Source organism: Streptomyces lancefieldiae, from assembly GCF_031845825.1.
Taxonomy (GTDB): domain Bacteria; phylum Actinomycetota; class Actinomycetes; order Streptomycetales; family Streptomycetaceae; genus Streptomyces; species Streptomyces lancefieldiae.
Genome location: NZ_JAVRFH010000020.1, coordinates 121,936 through 137,395, shown reverse-complemented (window position 1 = coordinate 137,395; position 15,460 = coordinate 121,936). Strand labels below are relative to the sequence as shown.

12 protein-coding genes and 1 pseudogene are annotated in these 15,460 nt (G+C 73.7%); 2 read left to right on the top strand and 11 right to left on the bottom strand.

The window, feature by feature from the left end; genetic code table 11:
* Nucleotides 1-42: 42 nt before the first annotated feature.
* The 3 genes from RM812_RS20880 to RM812_RS20870 all read right to left on the bottom strand — a co-directional run bounded on the left by RM812_RS20880 (nucleotide 43) and on the right by RM812_RS20870 (nucleotide 2,929).
* Complete coding sequence (locus RM812_RS20880) at nucleotides 43-306, bottom strand: DUF5133 domain-containing protein (protein WP_311574650.1); 264 nt, start codon at nucleotides 304-306, stop codon at nucleotides 43-45.
* A gap of 171 nt (nucleotides 307-477) precedes the next feature.
* Entirely contained in the window at nucleotides 478-2,247 is a 1,770-nt protein-coding gene (locus tag RM812_RS20875) for an ABC transporter ATP-binding protein (RefSeq protein WP_311574648.1), read from the bottom strand.
* 139 nt (nucleotides 2,248-2,386) lie between these two features.
* Entirely contained in the window at nucleotides 2,387-2,929 is a 543-nt protein-coding gene (locus RM812_RS20870; protein WP_311574646.1) for a hypothetical protein, read from the bottom strand.
* Nucleotides 2,930-3,385: 456 nt separating this feature from the next.
* Here RM812_RS20870 and RM812_RS20865 point away from each other — a divergent pair, with 456 nt between their 5' ends.
* The gene (locus RM812_RS20865) at nucleotides 3,386-3,613 is read left to right on the top strand and encodes a DUF397 domain-containing protein (protein WP_311574644.1); all 228 of its coding nucleotides are present in this window, start codon (nucleotides 3,386-3,388) and stop codon (nucleotides 3,611-3,613) included.
* 104 nt (nucleotides 3,614-3,717) lie between these two features.
* Nucleotides 3,718-4,617, top strand: a pseudogene (locus tag RM812_RS20860) (helix-turn-helix domain-containing protein); the annotation flags it as partial.
* A gap of 56 nt (nucleotides 4,618-4,673) precedes the next feature.
* Here the strand turns inward: RM812_RS20860 and RM812_RS20855 are convergent.
* From RM812_RS20855 to RM812_RS20820, 8 genes are all read right to left on the bottom strand, one after another.
* A complete protein-coding gene (locus RM812_RS20855) occupies nucleotides 4,674-5,492 on the bottom strand; it encodes an SAM-dependent methyltransferase (RefSeq protein WP_311574672.1) in 819 nt (272 codons plus the stop codon).
* 146 nt (nucleotides 5,493-5,638) lie between these two features.
* Complete coding sequence (locus RM812_RS20850; RefSeq protein ID WP_311574642.1) at nucleotides 5,639-6,919, bottom strand: ABC transporter substrate-binding protein; 1,281 nt, start codon at nucleotides 6,917-6,919, stop codon at nucleotides 5,639-5,641.
* Nucleotides 6,916-8,010, bottom strand: a complete 1,095-nt coding sequence (locus tag RM812_RS20845; protein WP_394816493.1) for a branched-chain amino acid ABC transporter permease — start codon at nucleotides 8,008-8,010, stop codon at nucleotides 6,916-6,918. The genes RM812_RS20850 and RM812_RS20845 overlap by 4 nt, the downstream gene beginning before the upstream one ends.
* 40 nt (nucleotides 8,011-8,050) lie before the next feature.
* Entirely contained in the window at nucleotides 8,051-8,950 is a 900-nt protein-coding gene (locus RM812_RS20840) for a branched-chain amino acid ABC transporter permease (protein ID WP_311574638.1), read from the bottom strand.
* Nucleotides 8,947-9,750, bottom strand: coding sequence for an ABC transporter ATP-binding protein (locus RM812_RS20835; RefSeq protein ID WP_311574636.1), 804 nt, complete (start codon nucleotides 9,748-9,750; stop codon nucleotides 8,947-8,949). The genes RM812_RS20840 and RM812_RS20835 overlap by 4 nt, the downstream gene beginning before the upstream one ends.
* The gene (locus RM812_RS20830) at nucleotides 9,747-10,529 is read right to left on the bottom strand and encodes an ABC transporter ATP-binding protein (protein ID WP_311574633.1); all 783 of its coding nucleotides are present in this window, start codon (nucleotides 10,527-10,529) and stop codon (nucleotides 9,747-9,749) included. Before RM812_RS20830 ends, RM812_RS20835 begins: the two co-directional genes overlap by 4 nt.
* 730 nt (nucleotides 10,530-11,259) lie before the next feature.
* A complete protein-coding gene (locus RM812_RS20825) occupies nucleotides 11,260-12,555 on the bottom strand; it encodes a PucR family transcriptional regulator (RefSeq protein WP_311574631.1) in 1,296 nt (431 codons plus the stop codon).
* Between the two features lie 118 nt (nucleotides 12,556-12,673).
* Entirely contained in the window at nucleotides 12,674-15,418 is a 2,745-nt protein-coding gene (locus tag RM812_RS20820; protein WP_311574629.1) for a helix-turn-helix transcriptional regulator, read from the bottom strand.
* Nucleotides 15,419-15,460: the final 42 nt, after the last annotated feature.

Sequence of the window (15,460 nt, the reverse complement as noted above, 5' to 3'; positions counted from 1 at the left end):
GGTCCGGCCCGATCCCCGCGACGGGCCCCGGGTGCGACGGTGTCACACGGCCAGCGACAGGCCGCTCTCCCCGTCCGGGTCCACCGCGCGGGCGGCCCCCGGCGGCTCCCCCTTGGCGAGCAGCAGCGCGTCCGCCTTGGCCACCGCGTCGTGGATGCTGGTCGTCGCCGTCATCACGCACAGCGTGTAGCTCACGTCCGCCAGCTCGCGCGCCGTCGCCGGCCTGTCCCTCTCCGCCTGAGCGATCCGCAGTGACGCGTACCGCGTCAGCAACTCCCTGACGACCCTCGGGTCCGGTTCGAGCACGAAGCGCCCCTCTCTCGATTTTCGCTGCGTATGCCCGGACCCGGTCGAACCATTCACATCATGCGCGCCCCCGCTCGCAATTGACGAAAACCCGTCGCTTTGTGTCCGGCCCCTACCGTGAAAGCTGCCAGAATTTGGTTGAAAAGGGATCGAACGGCTCGCGGTGGGCGGTCAGGCGACCTGGCCGCTGTGCAGCGCCGTGTACGCCCCTCCCCTGCCCAGCAGTTCCTCGTGGGTGCCGGCCTCCTGGATGCGCCCCTCGCCCATCACCACGATCCGGTCCGCGCCCCGCACCGTGGAGAGCCGGTGCGCCACGACGAACGTGGTGCGTCCGCGCAACAGCCGGGCCAGCGCCTGCTGTACGAGCGCCTCCGACCGGGTGTCCAGCGCCGAGGTGGCCTCGTCCAGGATGAGGACCTTGGGGTCCCGTATCAGGGCCCGGGCGATGGCCAGGCGCTGTCGCTGCCCGCCGGACAGCCGTGCGCCGTGCTCGCCGACCAGGGTGTCGAGGCCCTTCGGCAACCGGTCGACGAACTCCAGCGCGTTGGCGTCCCGCAGCGCCGCGCGCACCGTCTCCTCGTCGGCGTCGTCCATGCCGTAGGCGACGTTCTCCCGGATCGTGCCGTCGAACAGGATCGACTCCTGCGGCACGACCGAGACGAAGCGCCGGTACGTGCGCAGGTCGAGGGTGTTCATGTCGGTGCCGTCGAGCAGCAGTCGGCCCGAGGTCGGGCGCAGGAAGCCGATGACCAGGTTGAGCACGGTGGACTTGCCCGCGCCCGACGCCCCCACCAGCGCGATGGTCTCGCCGGGCTCGACCGCGAGCGTGAAGTCGCTCACCGCGGGCCGCCCGTCGCTCTCGTAGACGTGCCCCACGCCCTCGAACGTGACGGCCCCGCGCAGCGTGGTGAGTTCCGCCTTGCCCTCGTTGTCCTCCAGTTCGGGGGCCTGGAGCACCTCGCCGACCGAACGGACGGACTCCAGGCCCTTGGTGATGACGGGGGCCAGCCCTGCCAACGTTGTCGTGGAGTTGGTGAGGGTGGTCAGGAAGGCGCTGAGCATGACGACGTCGCCCGCGCTCACGCCCCAGACGTCGTAGTACGAGATCAGCGCGGCGCCCGCGAGGACCAGTACGCCGACCACGTTGAGCACGACCCAGGACAGTGAGCCGAAGCGGCCGTTGACCAGGTCCAGGCGCATCCCGGAGGTCAGCAGGCGGTCCAGGGTGCCGTCCATGCGGCGCAGCGCCTTGCCCTCCAGGCCGTGGGCACGGGTGACCGGGATGAGCCGGGTCATCTCCGTGACCCGGGAGGACAGGGTCTCCACCTCGTGGCGGAAGTGCTCGTTGTGCGTGCGCAGGCGGGCACGGAGCCGCGCCACGAGGAGGGAGGCGGCCGGTACGACGACGAGGAAGACGGGCAGGAACTCGGGCGTGCGGACGGCGATGATGACGAGGCCGCCGGCGAGGACGGTGAACGCGCCGAGGCCCGTCTCGGCGGTCTGCTGGACCATCTGCTCCACCGTCTCCACGTCCCGGACGACCTTGGCCTGCAGGACGCCGGCGCTGACGCGCGAGTGGTAGCCGATGGAGAGCTGCTGCATGCGCGTGCACAGCGCGGAGCGCAGGGCGGTGCCCATGCGGCGCACGCTGCCGTACAGGAGACGGACGTACAGCAGGTGCAGCGGATAGTTGACCACCAGGATGAACATGATGATCCCGGTACTGGTCCACAGGTTCCCGATCGGACCGTGCTGGACGACGGTGTCGATGATCGAGGCGGTGATGAGGGGCAGCAGCCAGACGGGACTGTGCTTGACGGTGAAGACGGCGACCGCCGCGGCCAGGTGGCGGCGGTCCGCGCGGAAGAGATAGACGAGCGTACGTATCGGGTGTTCGCCGCGGTAGCGGTGATCGAGCGGTTTTTCGGGCGGCGACGCCATGGGCGTGGTCCTCCATGCGACCGAGTGGGGCAAGCGCTTTCTTCCCGCGCTTTCCTACCCCGTCGGCGAGGAGTACGCCACATCGTTCCGCCAGTCGGAAGGGAGACCCGCGCCTTCTCCCCCGTGGAGGGCGCGGGTCTCAGTCTCCGAGTGTGCGGGCCAGTTCGGTCGTGGCCCGCGCGATCTCGCTGTCGCCCTCGGCCAGCAGCCGCTCCAGCTCGTCCCGCCGGGCCCGGACGGCCTGCCGCGCCGCACGCTCCCACGCCACCGGATTCTCCCGGTGGTTGAGCAGCTTGGGATAGGCGGTGGCGGTGGTCTCCCACTGCCGGGCGTCGGCGATGTTCTTGAGCAGCTGGATGATCTGCGCCCGGCAGCTCACCTGGGGCCGCTGGGCCAGCTCCCACAGGAAAGGCACGGTCGCGGCGGTCGCCTGCTCGACGACGAAACCGTACTGGCAGATGCGTTTCCGTAGATCGACGAGGGCGGCCCGGGCGGTATCGGGGTCACCCCAGGCGACCTTGCGCAGCAGCCGGGGAATGGCCGCGGCCGAACCGCTGGAGTCCTGGATCTCGCTCCAGGGCACCCCGTCCAGTCCCGCGAGGGGGGCGGTCCGGGGTGAGCCGGGCGGCGTCTGACGGTCGGTGCGCTGGGTGCTCGGCTTCGGTGTCGGAGCGCTGCGCATGGTGTGGGGCCCTTCCGCGGCAGTCGGGTCAGGGGACGGGGCGGGTCGACGATGCGGCCCGGACGGTCTCGCCCGCCGGAGGTCTCGGGGTCCGGCCCCACTCCTCCGCCGGGGCGTCGGCGATACTCGGGCCGCGACCGCGCTCCTGAGGGGCGGAGCCGGCGGACGGGCCGGAACCGGGCGTGCTGTCCCCGGGACGGGAGAACCGGCTCACCACGCCTGCGTCCGACCCGGGTTCGCCGGGCGACGGGAGCGTTGGACGCACAGGTGACGGCACGGCATCTCCCTGATGATTCGTCAGGATCTGGCGTTGACCGGGGGGTTGACGCCACGGCTATTATCCACGCTGACAGCGCTCGCGTGCAATTGCACGAGAAATTGCGCGAAAAGAATCGGCCGGGAGCGTTCGGGGACCGACGGGACTCGATCCGCTCCCCGAACGGCAAGGAGACCGCGGTGCCACCAGTGCGCAACGGAGTGCAGGCCAGCTCGTTGGACGCCTGCTGGAAGAAGAGTCGACACAGCAACGCCGAGGGCAACTGCGTCGAGGTCGCCCTCGTGGACGGAGGCATCGCGATGCGCAACTCCCGTGACCCGGACGGCCCCGCGCTCGTCTACACCTCCGCGGAGGTGGCGGCCTTCCTGGCCGGGGCGAAGGAAGGCGAGTTCGACCACCTGGTGTGAGGTCAAACGGAGGCCAACTACCCGATTTCCGCGGGTGGATGGGATGCGCGCCGGCGGGATGAGATAGTCTGTTTCTCACGTCTGTCGGTCTGCTGGGAGTCAGGATGTCCGCCGCGCCGCATCGCATCTCCCCTCTCGAACCCTATCTGGAGCGGGCCGAGCCTGCTCCGACTCTGCTGAAGATGCTCGTCGGTGTGCAGTTGGCGGGTTTCCGCGAGGACGCCGGCCTGTCCCAGGAGCAGGCGGCACGCGAGCTGGGGTTCAGCGCGGCGAAGCTCTCGCGCATCGAGTCGGGCAAGGGCCGCAGGCCCCCGACGGAGACCGACGTCCGGGCCCTGCTGAAGCGGTACGGCACGGACGACTACGAGGCGTCCGTGCTGATCAAGTTGTTGCAGCGCGCCGGTGAACCGGGCTGGTGGCAGCGGTACGACAAGCGTCTGATGCCGGAGTGGTTCGACCGTCTGGTCGGCCTCCAGGAAGCGGCCGCCACCATCCGGACCTTCGAGATCCAGTACGTCCCGGGCCTGCTCCAGACGCCGGAGTACACCCGCGCCGTGGTCGAGCGGGGGCTGCCCAACGCACCCGCCGGTGAGGTGGGGCGACGGGTCGACCTGCGCACGCGCCGGGCGAAGCTGCTGGACCGTGCCGACGCCCCGCAGCTGTGGGCGATCATCGACGAGTCGGTGCTGCTCCGGGTGCTGGGCAGTCGCGAGATCATGCGGGACCAGCTCGCACATCTCGTGGACATGGCCACGCGGCCCCAGGTGACCCTGCAGATCGTGCCGTTGGACGTGACCAACGCGTCCGCGCCCGCCATACCGGTCACCTATCTGCGCTTCGGCGGCAACGACCTTCCCGACGTCGTCTACCTCGAGCACATCAAAAGCGCCAACTTCCTCGAGGACCGCGACGAGACCGAGGAGTACCGGGTCGCCCTGGACCGGCTGGCCGACGAGGCGCTGACGCCGCGGGAGTCGGTGGAGATGCTGCGCGAGACCATGAGGGGCGCTACGCGAAGAAGTGAGCGGCGGGATCGACGCGCACGCCCTCCGGGTCTGGGTCAGCGCAGCCGGCCGAGGCCGCCGAACTCGATCCACTCGTCGGTGAGCTGTCGCGGCGCCACCTCGTTGTCCGGGCGCCAGGTGGACACCTCCACCAGCCCCGGCTCGAGGATGTCCATCCCCTCGAACCACGCCTCGACGTCCTTCGGTTCGCGGACCCGGCCCCAGTGCCCCTGGGTCGCCTGGTCCATGAACTCGGTGACGAACTTCCGTACCTCGGCGTCCTCGCTGACCAACTGGCACATCACCGCGTAGCTGCCGGGCACGAGCCGCTCGGTCACACGGCGGACGACCGCCATCGGGCCGTCGGTTTCGCTGTCCGGGATGCAGTGGAAGACCGAGTTGAAGAGCACCGCCACCGGCTGCGAGAAGTCGATCAGCCGCTGGGTGTCCGGGTGGGAGAAGATCTCCTCCGTCGAACGCATGTCGGCGTGTATCACGGCGGTCCGGTCGTTCTGGTCCAGCAGGGCCCGGCCGTGGACCAGCACCATCGGGTCGTTGTCGACGTACACGACGCGAGAGTCGGGGGCGACGCGCTGGGCGACCTGGTGCACGTTGTCCTGGGTGGGGAGGCCGGACCCGTGGTCGAGGAACTGGCGTATGCCGTAGTCCTGCGCGAGGATCCTGACGACCCGCTGGAGGAAGCGCCGGTTGTTCAGCGCCAGGCGACGGGTGCTGGGAACGACCTTGTCGAGCTCGCCGACCGCCGCCCGGTCGGCCGCGTAGTTGTCCTTGCCACCCAGGTAGTAGTCGTACATGCGTGCCGCCGTGGGCACGTTGGCGTCGATCTCCCTGGACAGCTGCTTGTCGGCTCGCATCGTTCCCCCAGCTTCGTACCGCGCCAACTGGACCGGCATGACAGAGAGTACATCCTGGGGACCCGCCGGTCAGGCAAACCGGTGGCCGGATCGAGTGGCCGTCAAGACTCCTGTGGAACAGGCGAATTGACGGCCACCCACTCGGGTCAGTGGCGGGCGGACAGGTACGCGTCGATCCCGGGCGCCTGGTGTGCCTCCTCCACGCCGACCAGGCCGCCGACCGCCTTGGCGTCGGGCTTGAGCACATAGGTGGACCGGCTCGCCGGCGCGGACACGTCGGTGAAGTTCTGCGGCGTGCCGAGACCGGTGTCGGCGTTGCTCTGCGAGCGGTGCGCCTTCACCACGGCCTCGCGGGTGAGGCTGCCGCCCTCGCAGGCCTTCTTCAGGTCGGCGCCCAGCAGCTGGGCGGCGTTGTACCCGGAGAGCACGCCGGAGTCGACCGGCTGGCCCGGGTACTTCTTGTTGTAGGAGGCGACCATCTTCCTGACGCCCGGCAGGTCGGAGCTGACCGCCGGTGCCGCGCTGGCCACGTGGACCATGGCCGCCAGCGCCGGCGCGGCGGGCGTCTTCATCAGCTGCGGGGAGTAACCGGGGGCGCTGCTGACGATCGGCGCCTTCAGGCCGCGGGCGGCGGCCACACCGGCGAGGGACGCGGTCTGCGCGGGGCCCGCGCTGATCAGGACCGCCTTCACCCCGGCCTTCTTCAGCGCCGACACCTGCGCGGACAGATCGGTGTCCGTGGCCTTGATCTTCTGGCCGACCACCTTCATCCCGGCCTGCTCGGCGGCCCACTCGGAGCCCTCCAGCGCGTTGGCGCCGTAGTCGCCCTCGAAGTACACGTGGCCGATCGTGTCGCCCTTGGCGACCTTCTTGGTACGGGTGAGGAAGTCGACGGCGGCGATCATGTCGAGGTCGTAGGTGGTGCCGAGGACCTGGATGGAGTCCTTGCCGAGCAGGGAGGCCGCCCAGGCCTGCGGGAAGGTCAGGATGTGGTCCCGCTGGATGTCGTCGAGCAGGGCCGCGACCACCGGTGAGCCGATGACCTGGGGCAGGGCGACGACGTCCGGGGCAATGTCGGCGTAGGCGGTGACCGCCTTCTGCACGTCGTAGCCGTGGTCCTTGACGACGATCTCGACCTTGCGTCCGCAGATGCCGCCGGCGGCGTTGGTCTCGTCGGCCCACATCTGCTGGGCCTGCACGATGCTCTTGCCGAGGGTGGCGTAGGGGCCGGTGAGGTCGGTCAGCGCGCCCAGCTTGATGGCCTTGTCGCTGACTCCGGGGCCGGCCTTGACGCCGTCGGCGCCGTCGTCGGTGCTCTTGCCGTCCGCCTTGGTGCTGCAGGCGGTGCCCGCGAGCAGCACGGCGGCCAGTGCCGCGGCGAGGGCGGCGGTCCGGGTGGCGCGGGGCCTGGTGTGCGGGACGTTCACGGGGTGTGCTCCTTGGCTCGTGCGGCGGTGGCGGGGGTCCGGGGCGTGGCTCCGGTGTCGGGAGGGTCGGTGAGGGCCGGCCGGCGGCGCAGGCGGGCCCGGGTCCGGCGGGCCAGCCCGTGCAGTCCGTCGGGGGCGTACAGCAGGATCACGACGATCGCGGCCCCGTAGAGGTAGCGGGAGGCTTCCGTCGGGCCGATCGAGCCGTCACCGGAGCCCGGTGTCGCGACGAGCGGCAACTGGTCGGCGTAGCGCGTCATCAGCAGGGGCAGCGCGGTGACGAAGACGGCTCCGGCGGTGGCTCCGGCGACCGAGCCGAGGCCGCCGATGACGATCATGGCGAGGTAGTCGACGGAGAGTGCGAGGGAGAAGTAGTCGGGCACGACACGGCGGAAGGAGAGCGCCAGCAGGACGCCGGCGAGGCCCGCGTACATCGAGGAGACGACGAACGCGGCCGAGCGGTACCCCGCCACGTGCACGCCCATCACGGACGCCGCGGTCTCGCTGTCGCGCAGCGCCACCAGGGCGCGTCCGGGTCGCCCGCGCAGCAGTCCGCGCGCGGTGAACCAGGTCAGGGCGAACAGGGCGAGGCCGAGGTACCAGAGCCGTTCCTCGGCGCCGAAGGGCACGCCCAGGACCGTCAGTTCGGGGTCGGACTCCGCGAAGGTGAACCCGCCGAGCTCCAGCGGCGGCACCGAGCGTCCGTTGAAGCCGCCGGTGACGGAGTCAGCGGTGAGCAGGACGTGGTGGCCGAGGAAGACCAGCGCGAGGGTCGCCACGCCGAGGTACACGCCCTTGACCCGGCCGGCGACGGGGCTGAACAGGCCGCCCGCGGCACCGGCGAGCAGCACGGCCAGGACGGCGGCGACGGCGGGCGGCAGTCCCGGTCCGGGCTCGCCCGCCAGCCATACGTAGCCGTAGGCGCCGACGGCGAGGAAGAAGGCGTGTCCGAGGGAGAGTTGTCCCGCCGTGCCGCTGAGCACGCCCAGCCCGACGGCGCCGATGGCCGCGGCCATGGAGAACAGGCCGATGCGCAGCCAGAAGGCGTCCAGGTAGAAGGGCAGGACGCACAGCAGGAGGGCGGGCAGCAGGAACCCGCCGCGCTTGAGGAGGCCGCTCTTCTTGAGGAGTTCAGACACGGGCCGCTCCCTTCGCCGCGAAGAGCCCGGCGGGGCGCACCAGGAGGACGAGCACCATCACGGCGTACGGGGCGACGTCGCCGAAGCCCTCGCCGAGGACGTGCAGGTCGGACTGGTAGCCGGCGGCGAAGGCCTCGGTGAGGCCGATCAGCATGCTGCCGACCAGGGCGCCGACCGGGGAGGCCATGCCGCCCAGGATCGCGGCCGGGAAGGCCTTCAGGGCGATCTGCCCGGTGGTGCGTTCCAGTCCCGGCGCGGGGAACGCGACCAGGAACACGGCGGCGAGTGCGGCGAGGCCGCCGGCCAGGCACCAGGCGACGGTGCGCACCCGGGTCAGCCGTACGCCCATGAGTGCGGCGGCCTCGGCGTCCTCGGCGGCCGCGCGCAGCGACAGGCCCCAGGGGGTGAAGCGGAAGAGGGCGAAGGCGCCGCCGATGGCCACGGCGGAGACCACGATCGCGGCGATGCGGCTGTCGGCGACGGTCACCGGTCCCAGGTCGGTCACCGCGTCGCCCCAGGGGTCGCCGAGCGGCAGCAGGTCGCCGCCGATGCGCCGGGCGAGGTCGGTCACCAGGACGATGTCGATGCCGATGGTGACGATGGTCTGGACGTGGGCGGCGTGCGGGTCGCTCCCTCCGACGCGCTGCAGCACCAGCCGGTCCAGCAACCCGGCCGCGGCGGCCGTCGCGAGGACCGCGACGGCGAGCGCCCCGGCGAAGCCGAGGTCGTCGTGGAGGACGGCGACGAGGTAGCCGCCGAGCAGCAGCAGGGAGCCGTGGGTGAAGCTCAGGACGCCCGACGCCTTGAAGATGGTGACGAAACCGAGGGCGATCAGGGCGTAGACGGAGCCCAGGGCGAGGCCGCCCAGGAGGCTGTCGAGGAAGCCGGTCATGCCGCGTCCTCCCCCGTGCTGTCGGTGCCGAGGTAGGCGCGCAGCACCTCGGGGTCGCGCCGGACCTCGTCGGGGGTGCCGTGGGCGATGGCCCTGCCGAAGTCGAGGACGGTCACGTCGTCGGCGAGCCGCATGACCAGGCCCATGTCGTGCTCGACCAGGACGACGGAGAGGCCGAGTTCGGCGCGGACGTCCCGGACGACCTCGGCCATGCGGATGCGTTCGGTGGCGTTCATGCCTGCCACGGGTTCGTCGAGCAGTAGCACACGGGGCTCCAGGCAGAGGGCACGGGCGAGTTCGACCCGTTTGCGGTCGCCGTAGGAGAGCAGGGCGACCGGTGCGTCGAAGTGGGCGCCGAGTCCGGTGAGTTCGGCGAACTCGCGGGCCTTGGCGAGGTGTTCGCGCTGTTCGCGCACGGCGCGCGGCAGGCGCAGGGCGCTGGCGGCGAACCCGGCGCGGGAGAGGGCGTGCCGGCCGAGCATCAGGTTGTCGGCGACGGTGCCCTGGGTGGTGACGATGTTCTGGAAGGTGCGGGCCACCCCGAGGGCGGCGATCCGGTGCGGAGCCAGCCGGGTCAGCTCGGTCTCGCCCAGTCGCACGGTGCCGCCGGTGGGCCGGTACAGGCCCGACAGGACGTTGAAGCAGGTGGACTTGCCGGCTCCGTTGGGCCCGATGACGGCGTGCACGGTGCCCGGCGCGACGGTGAAGGAGACGTCGTCGAGGGCGACGAGGCCGGCGAAGCGCACGGTCACGTTCCGGACCTCGAGCGTGGGGGGTGCGGTGGTGGTACGGGTGGTCACGCGGCCCCCTGACCGTCGGCGGTCTCGCCCAGGTAGAGGCGGCGTACGGCGTCCGTCCGCGCGAGTTCGCCGGCGGGGCCGGACAGCCGGATCTCGCCGACCTCCAGGACGTGGGCGTGGTCGGCGAGCGCCAACGCCATGCCGGCGTTCTGTTCGACCAGCAGTACGGCGGTGCCCTGGGCGTTGATCTCGCGGACGACCTTTGCGATCCGGTCGACCATCAGCGGGGCGAGTCCGAGTGAGGGCTCGTCGAGGAGGAGCAGGCGGGGTGCGGCCATCAGGGCCCGGCCGATCGCGAGCATCTGCTGCTCCCCGCCGGACAGCAGGCCGGCGGCCTGGCCGGTGCGCTCGGCGAGCCTCGGGAACAGGGCGAAGACGCGGTCGCGCGCCTCACGGACCTGGGCCGGGGCGCGCCGGGAGAGGCCCAGTCCGCCGGCGCGCAGGTTCTCGTCGACGCTGAGCCCCGCGAACACCCGCCTGCCCTCGGGCACCTGTACGACTCCGGCGCGTACCGCGGCGACCGGGTCCCGGCCGTCGAGGGCGGTGTCGCCGTAGTGGACGTGGCCGGCCGTGATCGCGCCGCGGTGCAGGCGCAGCGTGCCCGACACGGCCCGCAGCAGGGTCGTCTTGCCGGCTCCGTTGGCGCCGAGCAGCGCGACGACACCGCCGTGCGGGACGGTCAGGGACACGGAACGGAGGGCGGACAGTGCGCGCCCGTACGTCACGTCGAGGCTCTCGACGTGCAGCGCGGGCTCGCCGTCCGGTGGTGCTGCGGGCATCGCGGCTCCTTGGGACCGTGCCGAAGCGGCACGGTGACGGGTGAACGGGGGGAGCTCACGACAGCACGGGCGCCGGTGGCCGTACAGGGGGTCCGGGCCGGGTCGCTGCGGCGTCCCAGTCCCGGACCGGTGAGTCTGTGCGGATGCCCAGGCACGGGCGACGGCGGGGCGATCGGACGGCCGCGGGGCGGCAGGGGGTGCGACCGCCGGAGGCCCGAGGGACCGAAGGGGGGTGACGGGGCCGCCGGGGCGGTCGGCACGGGCGTTGCCGACAACGGGAACCCCGGCGCGCGCGATGGCGGCCGGCTCGAACGCCAGGAGGCCGGAAAGGGTGCGCCTGACCGGAGACCTGCGGGACCGGCGGGCAGGTCGTTACCGGGCGTCGCAGGCGACCGGAGCGGCGCGCGTGCACATCGGGGCCGACGGCCGTGGGACCGCAGGCAGCCGTCGACGAAAGGTGAGGGGCGGCCGGGACCCGGAGGACCCGGAGGACCGGGCGGCAGGCGGCAGGCGGCAGGCGGCAGGCGGCTCGAACGCCAGGAGGCCTCAAAGGGGTGCGCCTGACCGGAGACCTGCGGGACCGGCGGGCAGGTCGTTACCGGGCGTCGCAGGCGACCGGAGCGGCGCGCGTGCACATCGGGGCCGACGGCCGTGGGACCGCAGGCAGCGGTCGGCGAAGGGTGAGGGGCGGCCGGGCCCGGGGGTCCGGGCGGCGGCCGCCCCGTCCGTGTCAGTCGCGCAGTACGCGCCGGGCGGTCAGGGCCAGGCTGAACTCGACGACGTCGGCCGGGCGGGCCAGGGAGCGGCCGGTCAGTTGCTCGCAGCGGCGGAGGCGGTTGAGGACCGTGTTGCGGTGGCAGTAGAGGCGTTCGCCGGCCCGTTGCGCCGAGCCGTCGCAGTCGAGCCACGTGGTGAGGGTGTCCAGCAGCACCTCCCGGTCGGCGGGCTCCAGGCGCAGCAGCGGACCGAGCACCTTCTCCGCGAGGGCCCGGCCGAGTTCGGGGCTGGAGACGACCAGGGCGGCGGGCAGGTGGTCGGCGAGCCTGACCGTGCCGCCGCCCTCGGGGCAGATGTCCAGGGCGGTGTCGGCGGACCGGCGGGCGTCGCCGACGGCGGCGAGTCCCTCGACGGGGCTGCCGACGCCGATCCGGAGGCCGGGGGCCGGGCCGCGCGGTCCCGGCGCGGGCCCCTCCGGCTCCTGCGGCCGCGCGAGCTCGTCGTGGCCGGCGTCCAGCAGGACGATGCCGTAGTCGACCTCCGCCCCGGCGTGCCAGTGGACGCGTGTGCCGGACGGTACGGCGGCGGCGCGGGCGACGTCGGGGCGGGCGGGGTGGCCGCCGGCGACGGCGACGACGACGTACCGGCCCTGCTCCGGCAGGCCCAGCGCCTGGGCGGCCTCGGGCAGGTCGGCGATGCGGCTGGTGCCGTCGAGCAGGCCGGCCGCCAACAGCCGGGCCCGGTTCTCGCGGCGCCGGCTCAGCTGCCACTCGGTCTGCCGGTAGGCGTCCGCGACGAGAGTGCAGTGCTCGTCGACGAAGTTCCACACGTCGGCGGCCACGTGCACGAGGAGGCGTACGTCCTCGGGCGCGGTCCGGGAGGTCTCCTCGACGAGCCGCTGCCACACCAGGGAGCCGCCGAGCCGGAAGGCGTGCAGCAGGGCGTCCAGCGGGAGGCCCTGCTCGGCGCGGGTGGCGCCGATCCGCCATGAGCAGCGGCGGGCCGCGTCCCGGGCACCGCGGGGGTCGAGCAGCGAGGCCACGCCGTGCCGCAGCGAGCGGTGGGCCTCCTTCCAGGTGGCGGTGGGGTCCTGGACGACCGCCGTGCGGTACGCCGGCTCCTGTTCCTGCAGCAGGGCCACCAGCCGATCGGTCAGGTCGGGCAGGTCGTCGAGCAGGGCGCGGGCGGCCCGGTGCAGGACACGCAGGGCGTCGGCGTCGATGAGCGACGTGACGCTCGGTGTCCGCGGGCGTGGAACGGGCGTCAGCCCCGCGCGGTTCGCTACTCGTGACCGTACGGCTTGCTGCATCGCGGTCCTCCCCGGGCCAGGGCTTGCGGGGGCGCCCCGCGACGGGCTGTCCCGCCCGCGCCGGGCCTGCCCCCTGACTCGTCCTGCCCCGAAGGATGGCATACCGTCCGGTCGGTCCCTAGGGTTGTGCACCGGTCTTTTCGGCCTGTCGGGCCTGTTCGGCCTGCTCGACCATGCGGGCCAGCTCCAGGCGGGACCGTACGCCGAGCGCGGCGAAGACCTTGCGGAGGTGGTAGTCGACCGTGCGCGTGCTCACCGCGAGGGTCAGCGCGACCTCCCGGTTGGTGGCGCCCTCGGCGACGTGCCGCGCGATGCGCAGCTGCTGCGGCGTCAGGCGGGTCAGTGCTCCGGCGCCCTCCTGGTGCGGGGCCGCTCCCAGCGCCCGCAGTTCGCCGCGCGCCTGCGCCGCCCAGACGCCGGCGCCACAGCGGTCGAAGCCGGCCAGCGCGGTGCCGAGGCGACCGCGGGCCTCCCGCGGCCTGCGCCGCCGGCGCAGCCACTTGCCGTACAGCAGCGCGGTGCGGGCCCGTTCGAAGTCGCCGCCCGCCTCCTCGTGCCGGGCGAGCGCGCGCCGGTACAGGTCGTCGGCGCGGTCCGGCGGCGCGAGGAGGGCGTGGCAGCGGGCCAGCTGCGCGGCGGCCTGCGGATCGGCGCCGAAGGCCGCCCAGTCTGCGTAGTCGGTGAGGACGGCCCGGGCGTCCTCGTGGCGTCCGGCGAGGACCGCGGCCTCCACGAAGCACGGCACGGCGAGCCGCCACACCGCGAAGTGTCCGCGTCCGGGCCCGGGCAGGACCAGGAGTCCGAGCCGGTCGGCCGCGTCCAGCGGGCGTCCCCGGCCGAGGTCGGCGCGGGCCGCCGCCCACTCCGCCAGGGTGGCCGCCTGGACCAGTCCGTGCCGCCGGGCCGTGGTCAGCGCGGCCGTCACATGCCGCGCGACGACCTCCGGTTCCTCCTCGATCGACGCGGCGAGGGCGAGTACGGCCTGGTGGTGGGCGGCCGTGTTGCGCTGCCCGCCCCGCAGCGCGGTGCGCAGCCCCTCCTCCGCGTGGGCGCGGGCCTGCGGGTGCCGGCCGGCCCGCAGTTCGGCGTAGGCGAGGTACTCCAACGCCCGCGGCACCAGCGCCTGGGACCCGAGCTGCCGGGCGGCGGCCAGGGCCCGCGCCCCGGCCCGGCGGGCCGAGTCCACGTCACCGAGCAGCAGCGCGGCCGCCGCCGACCGCAGCAGCACCTCGGGGCGGTCGTCGGTCCTGGCCCGTTCCACCACCTGCCCGAGGGGTACGGCGGCCCGGTCGAGCCGCCCTTCGAGCAGTGCCCGCATGCCGGCGCGGTGGTCGCGCACGGCGGCGGCCACGGGCGCCGCGGGGTGCCGGGGGTCGGGGTGCCGAGGAGGCGGGGCCTCGTCGCGGTGGGGTGGTTCGGGGGCGAGCGCGGCCAGGCACGCCGGGAGGTCTCCCGCCGCCCAGGCGGCGTCGACGGCGGCCAGGGCGGCGGTCGCGGCGTCGGCGGGGGCGTCCGGGGAGAGCAGGGACGCGGCCAGCAGCAGCGACTGGTGGGCGTCACCGACCGGGCCGTCCCGGAGTTCGCTCAGGCCGCGCACCAGTTCGGCCCGCCCCCGCACGACCGCCGTCGCGGCGCAGCCCCGGGCCGCGGCCAGCAGGGGGCGTGCCCGGTCGGGGCGGCCGGCGAGCAGGGCCTGCTCGGCGGCGGCCGTGTACCGCTCCGCCCGGGCCGGGCCGTCGGCGGTCAGCTCGGCGGCGCGGGCGTACGCCGTCGCGCGCAGCCCGTACGAGGCCGGCACCGTGTCGTCGGCCGCCACCGCCGCCAGCCGGTCCGCGAGCGGCGGCGCGGGCGCCGGGCCGGTCAGGGACCAGGAGCGGTGCAGCAGCCCCGGGAGCGGCCTGCCGTCGGCCTCCAGCACGTCGGCCAGCGCGCGGTGCGCGGCGCGGCGCCGGTCCGGCGCGGCGGTGGCGTGGACGGTGCGGCCGACCAGCGGGCCGTGGAAACGGAGCCGATCGTCGGCCAGGGCGAGCGGGGCGGGAGGAGGTTCCAGCGGAGGGGCCGGCGCCCCGGGCGGCCGCAACCGCCGTACGGCGTCGAGGACCAGGCCGGCGTCGACGTCCGGTCCGTCCGTGGCCCGTACGGCCGCCGCCACCGTCAGCAGCAGGTCCCGCGCGTCCGCGGAGAGGCCGGTCAGCGCCCCGCCCGCCACCTCCGCCAGGGTCGCGGCGTCGGCCAGGGGTCTGGACAGGGGCCGGTCGCCGCACAGTTCGGCGGGCGAGAGCCGGCGTACGAGGGCGTGGAGCAGGGCGGGGTTCCCCTCCGCCTCGGCCAGCAGTTCCTCCCGGACGGCCGGGTCGGCGGCGCCGTCGGTCACGTCGTCGAGCAGGGCGTCGGCCTGCGGCGGTGTCAGCGGGTCCAGGCGGACCAGGGGCAGATGGGCGTACTCCGGGTCGACGGCGCGGTGTCCGGCGACGGAGAGGAGCAGGGCGACGCGGCCCGCGCCGTGCAGGCGCTCGGCCGCGCGGCCCAGGGCGGCCCGGGCCGGGGCGGCCCACAGGTGGGCGTCGTCGACGCAGGCGAGCAGTGGAGCCTCGCCGGCCGCCGCCCGCAGGGTGGCGAGCAGTTCCTCGGCGGTGACCCGGGCGCACCGGTCCGGGCCGGGCGCGAGGTGCAGTACGGGACCGGCCCGGAAGGAGCGGGCGGCCCACTGGAGGAGGGCGGTCCGGCCGAGCCCGGGTTCACCGGTCACGACGAGGTGGCCGCTGCGGGTGCGCAGGCCGTCCAACAGCCGGCGCACCGCCTGACGTTGCGCGCTCCGGCCGTGGATGCGCACGGCCGTACGTACGGTCGTCTCTCCGGTCATCCACGGGAGGTTACGCGCGCGTAACCTGAGGTGGAAGCCGTC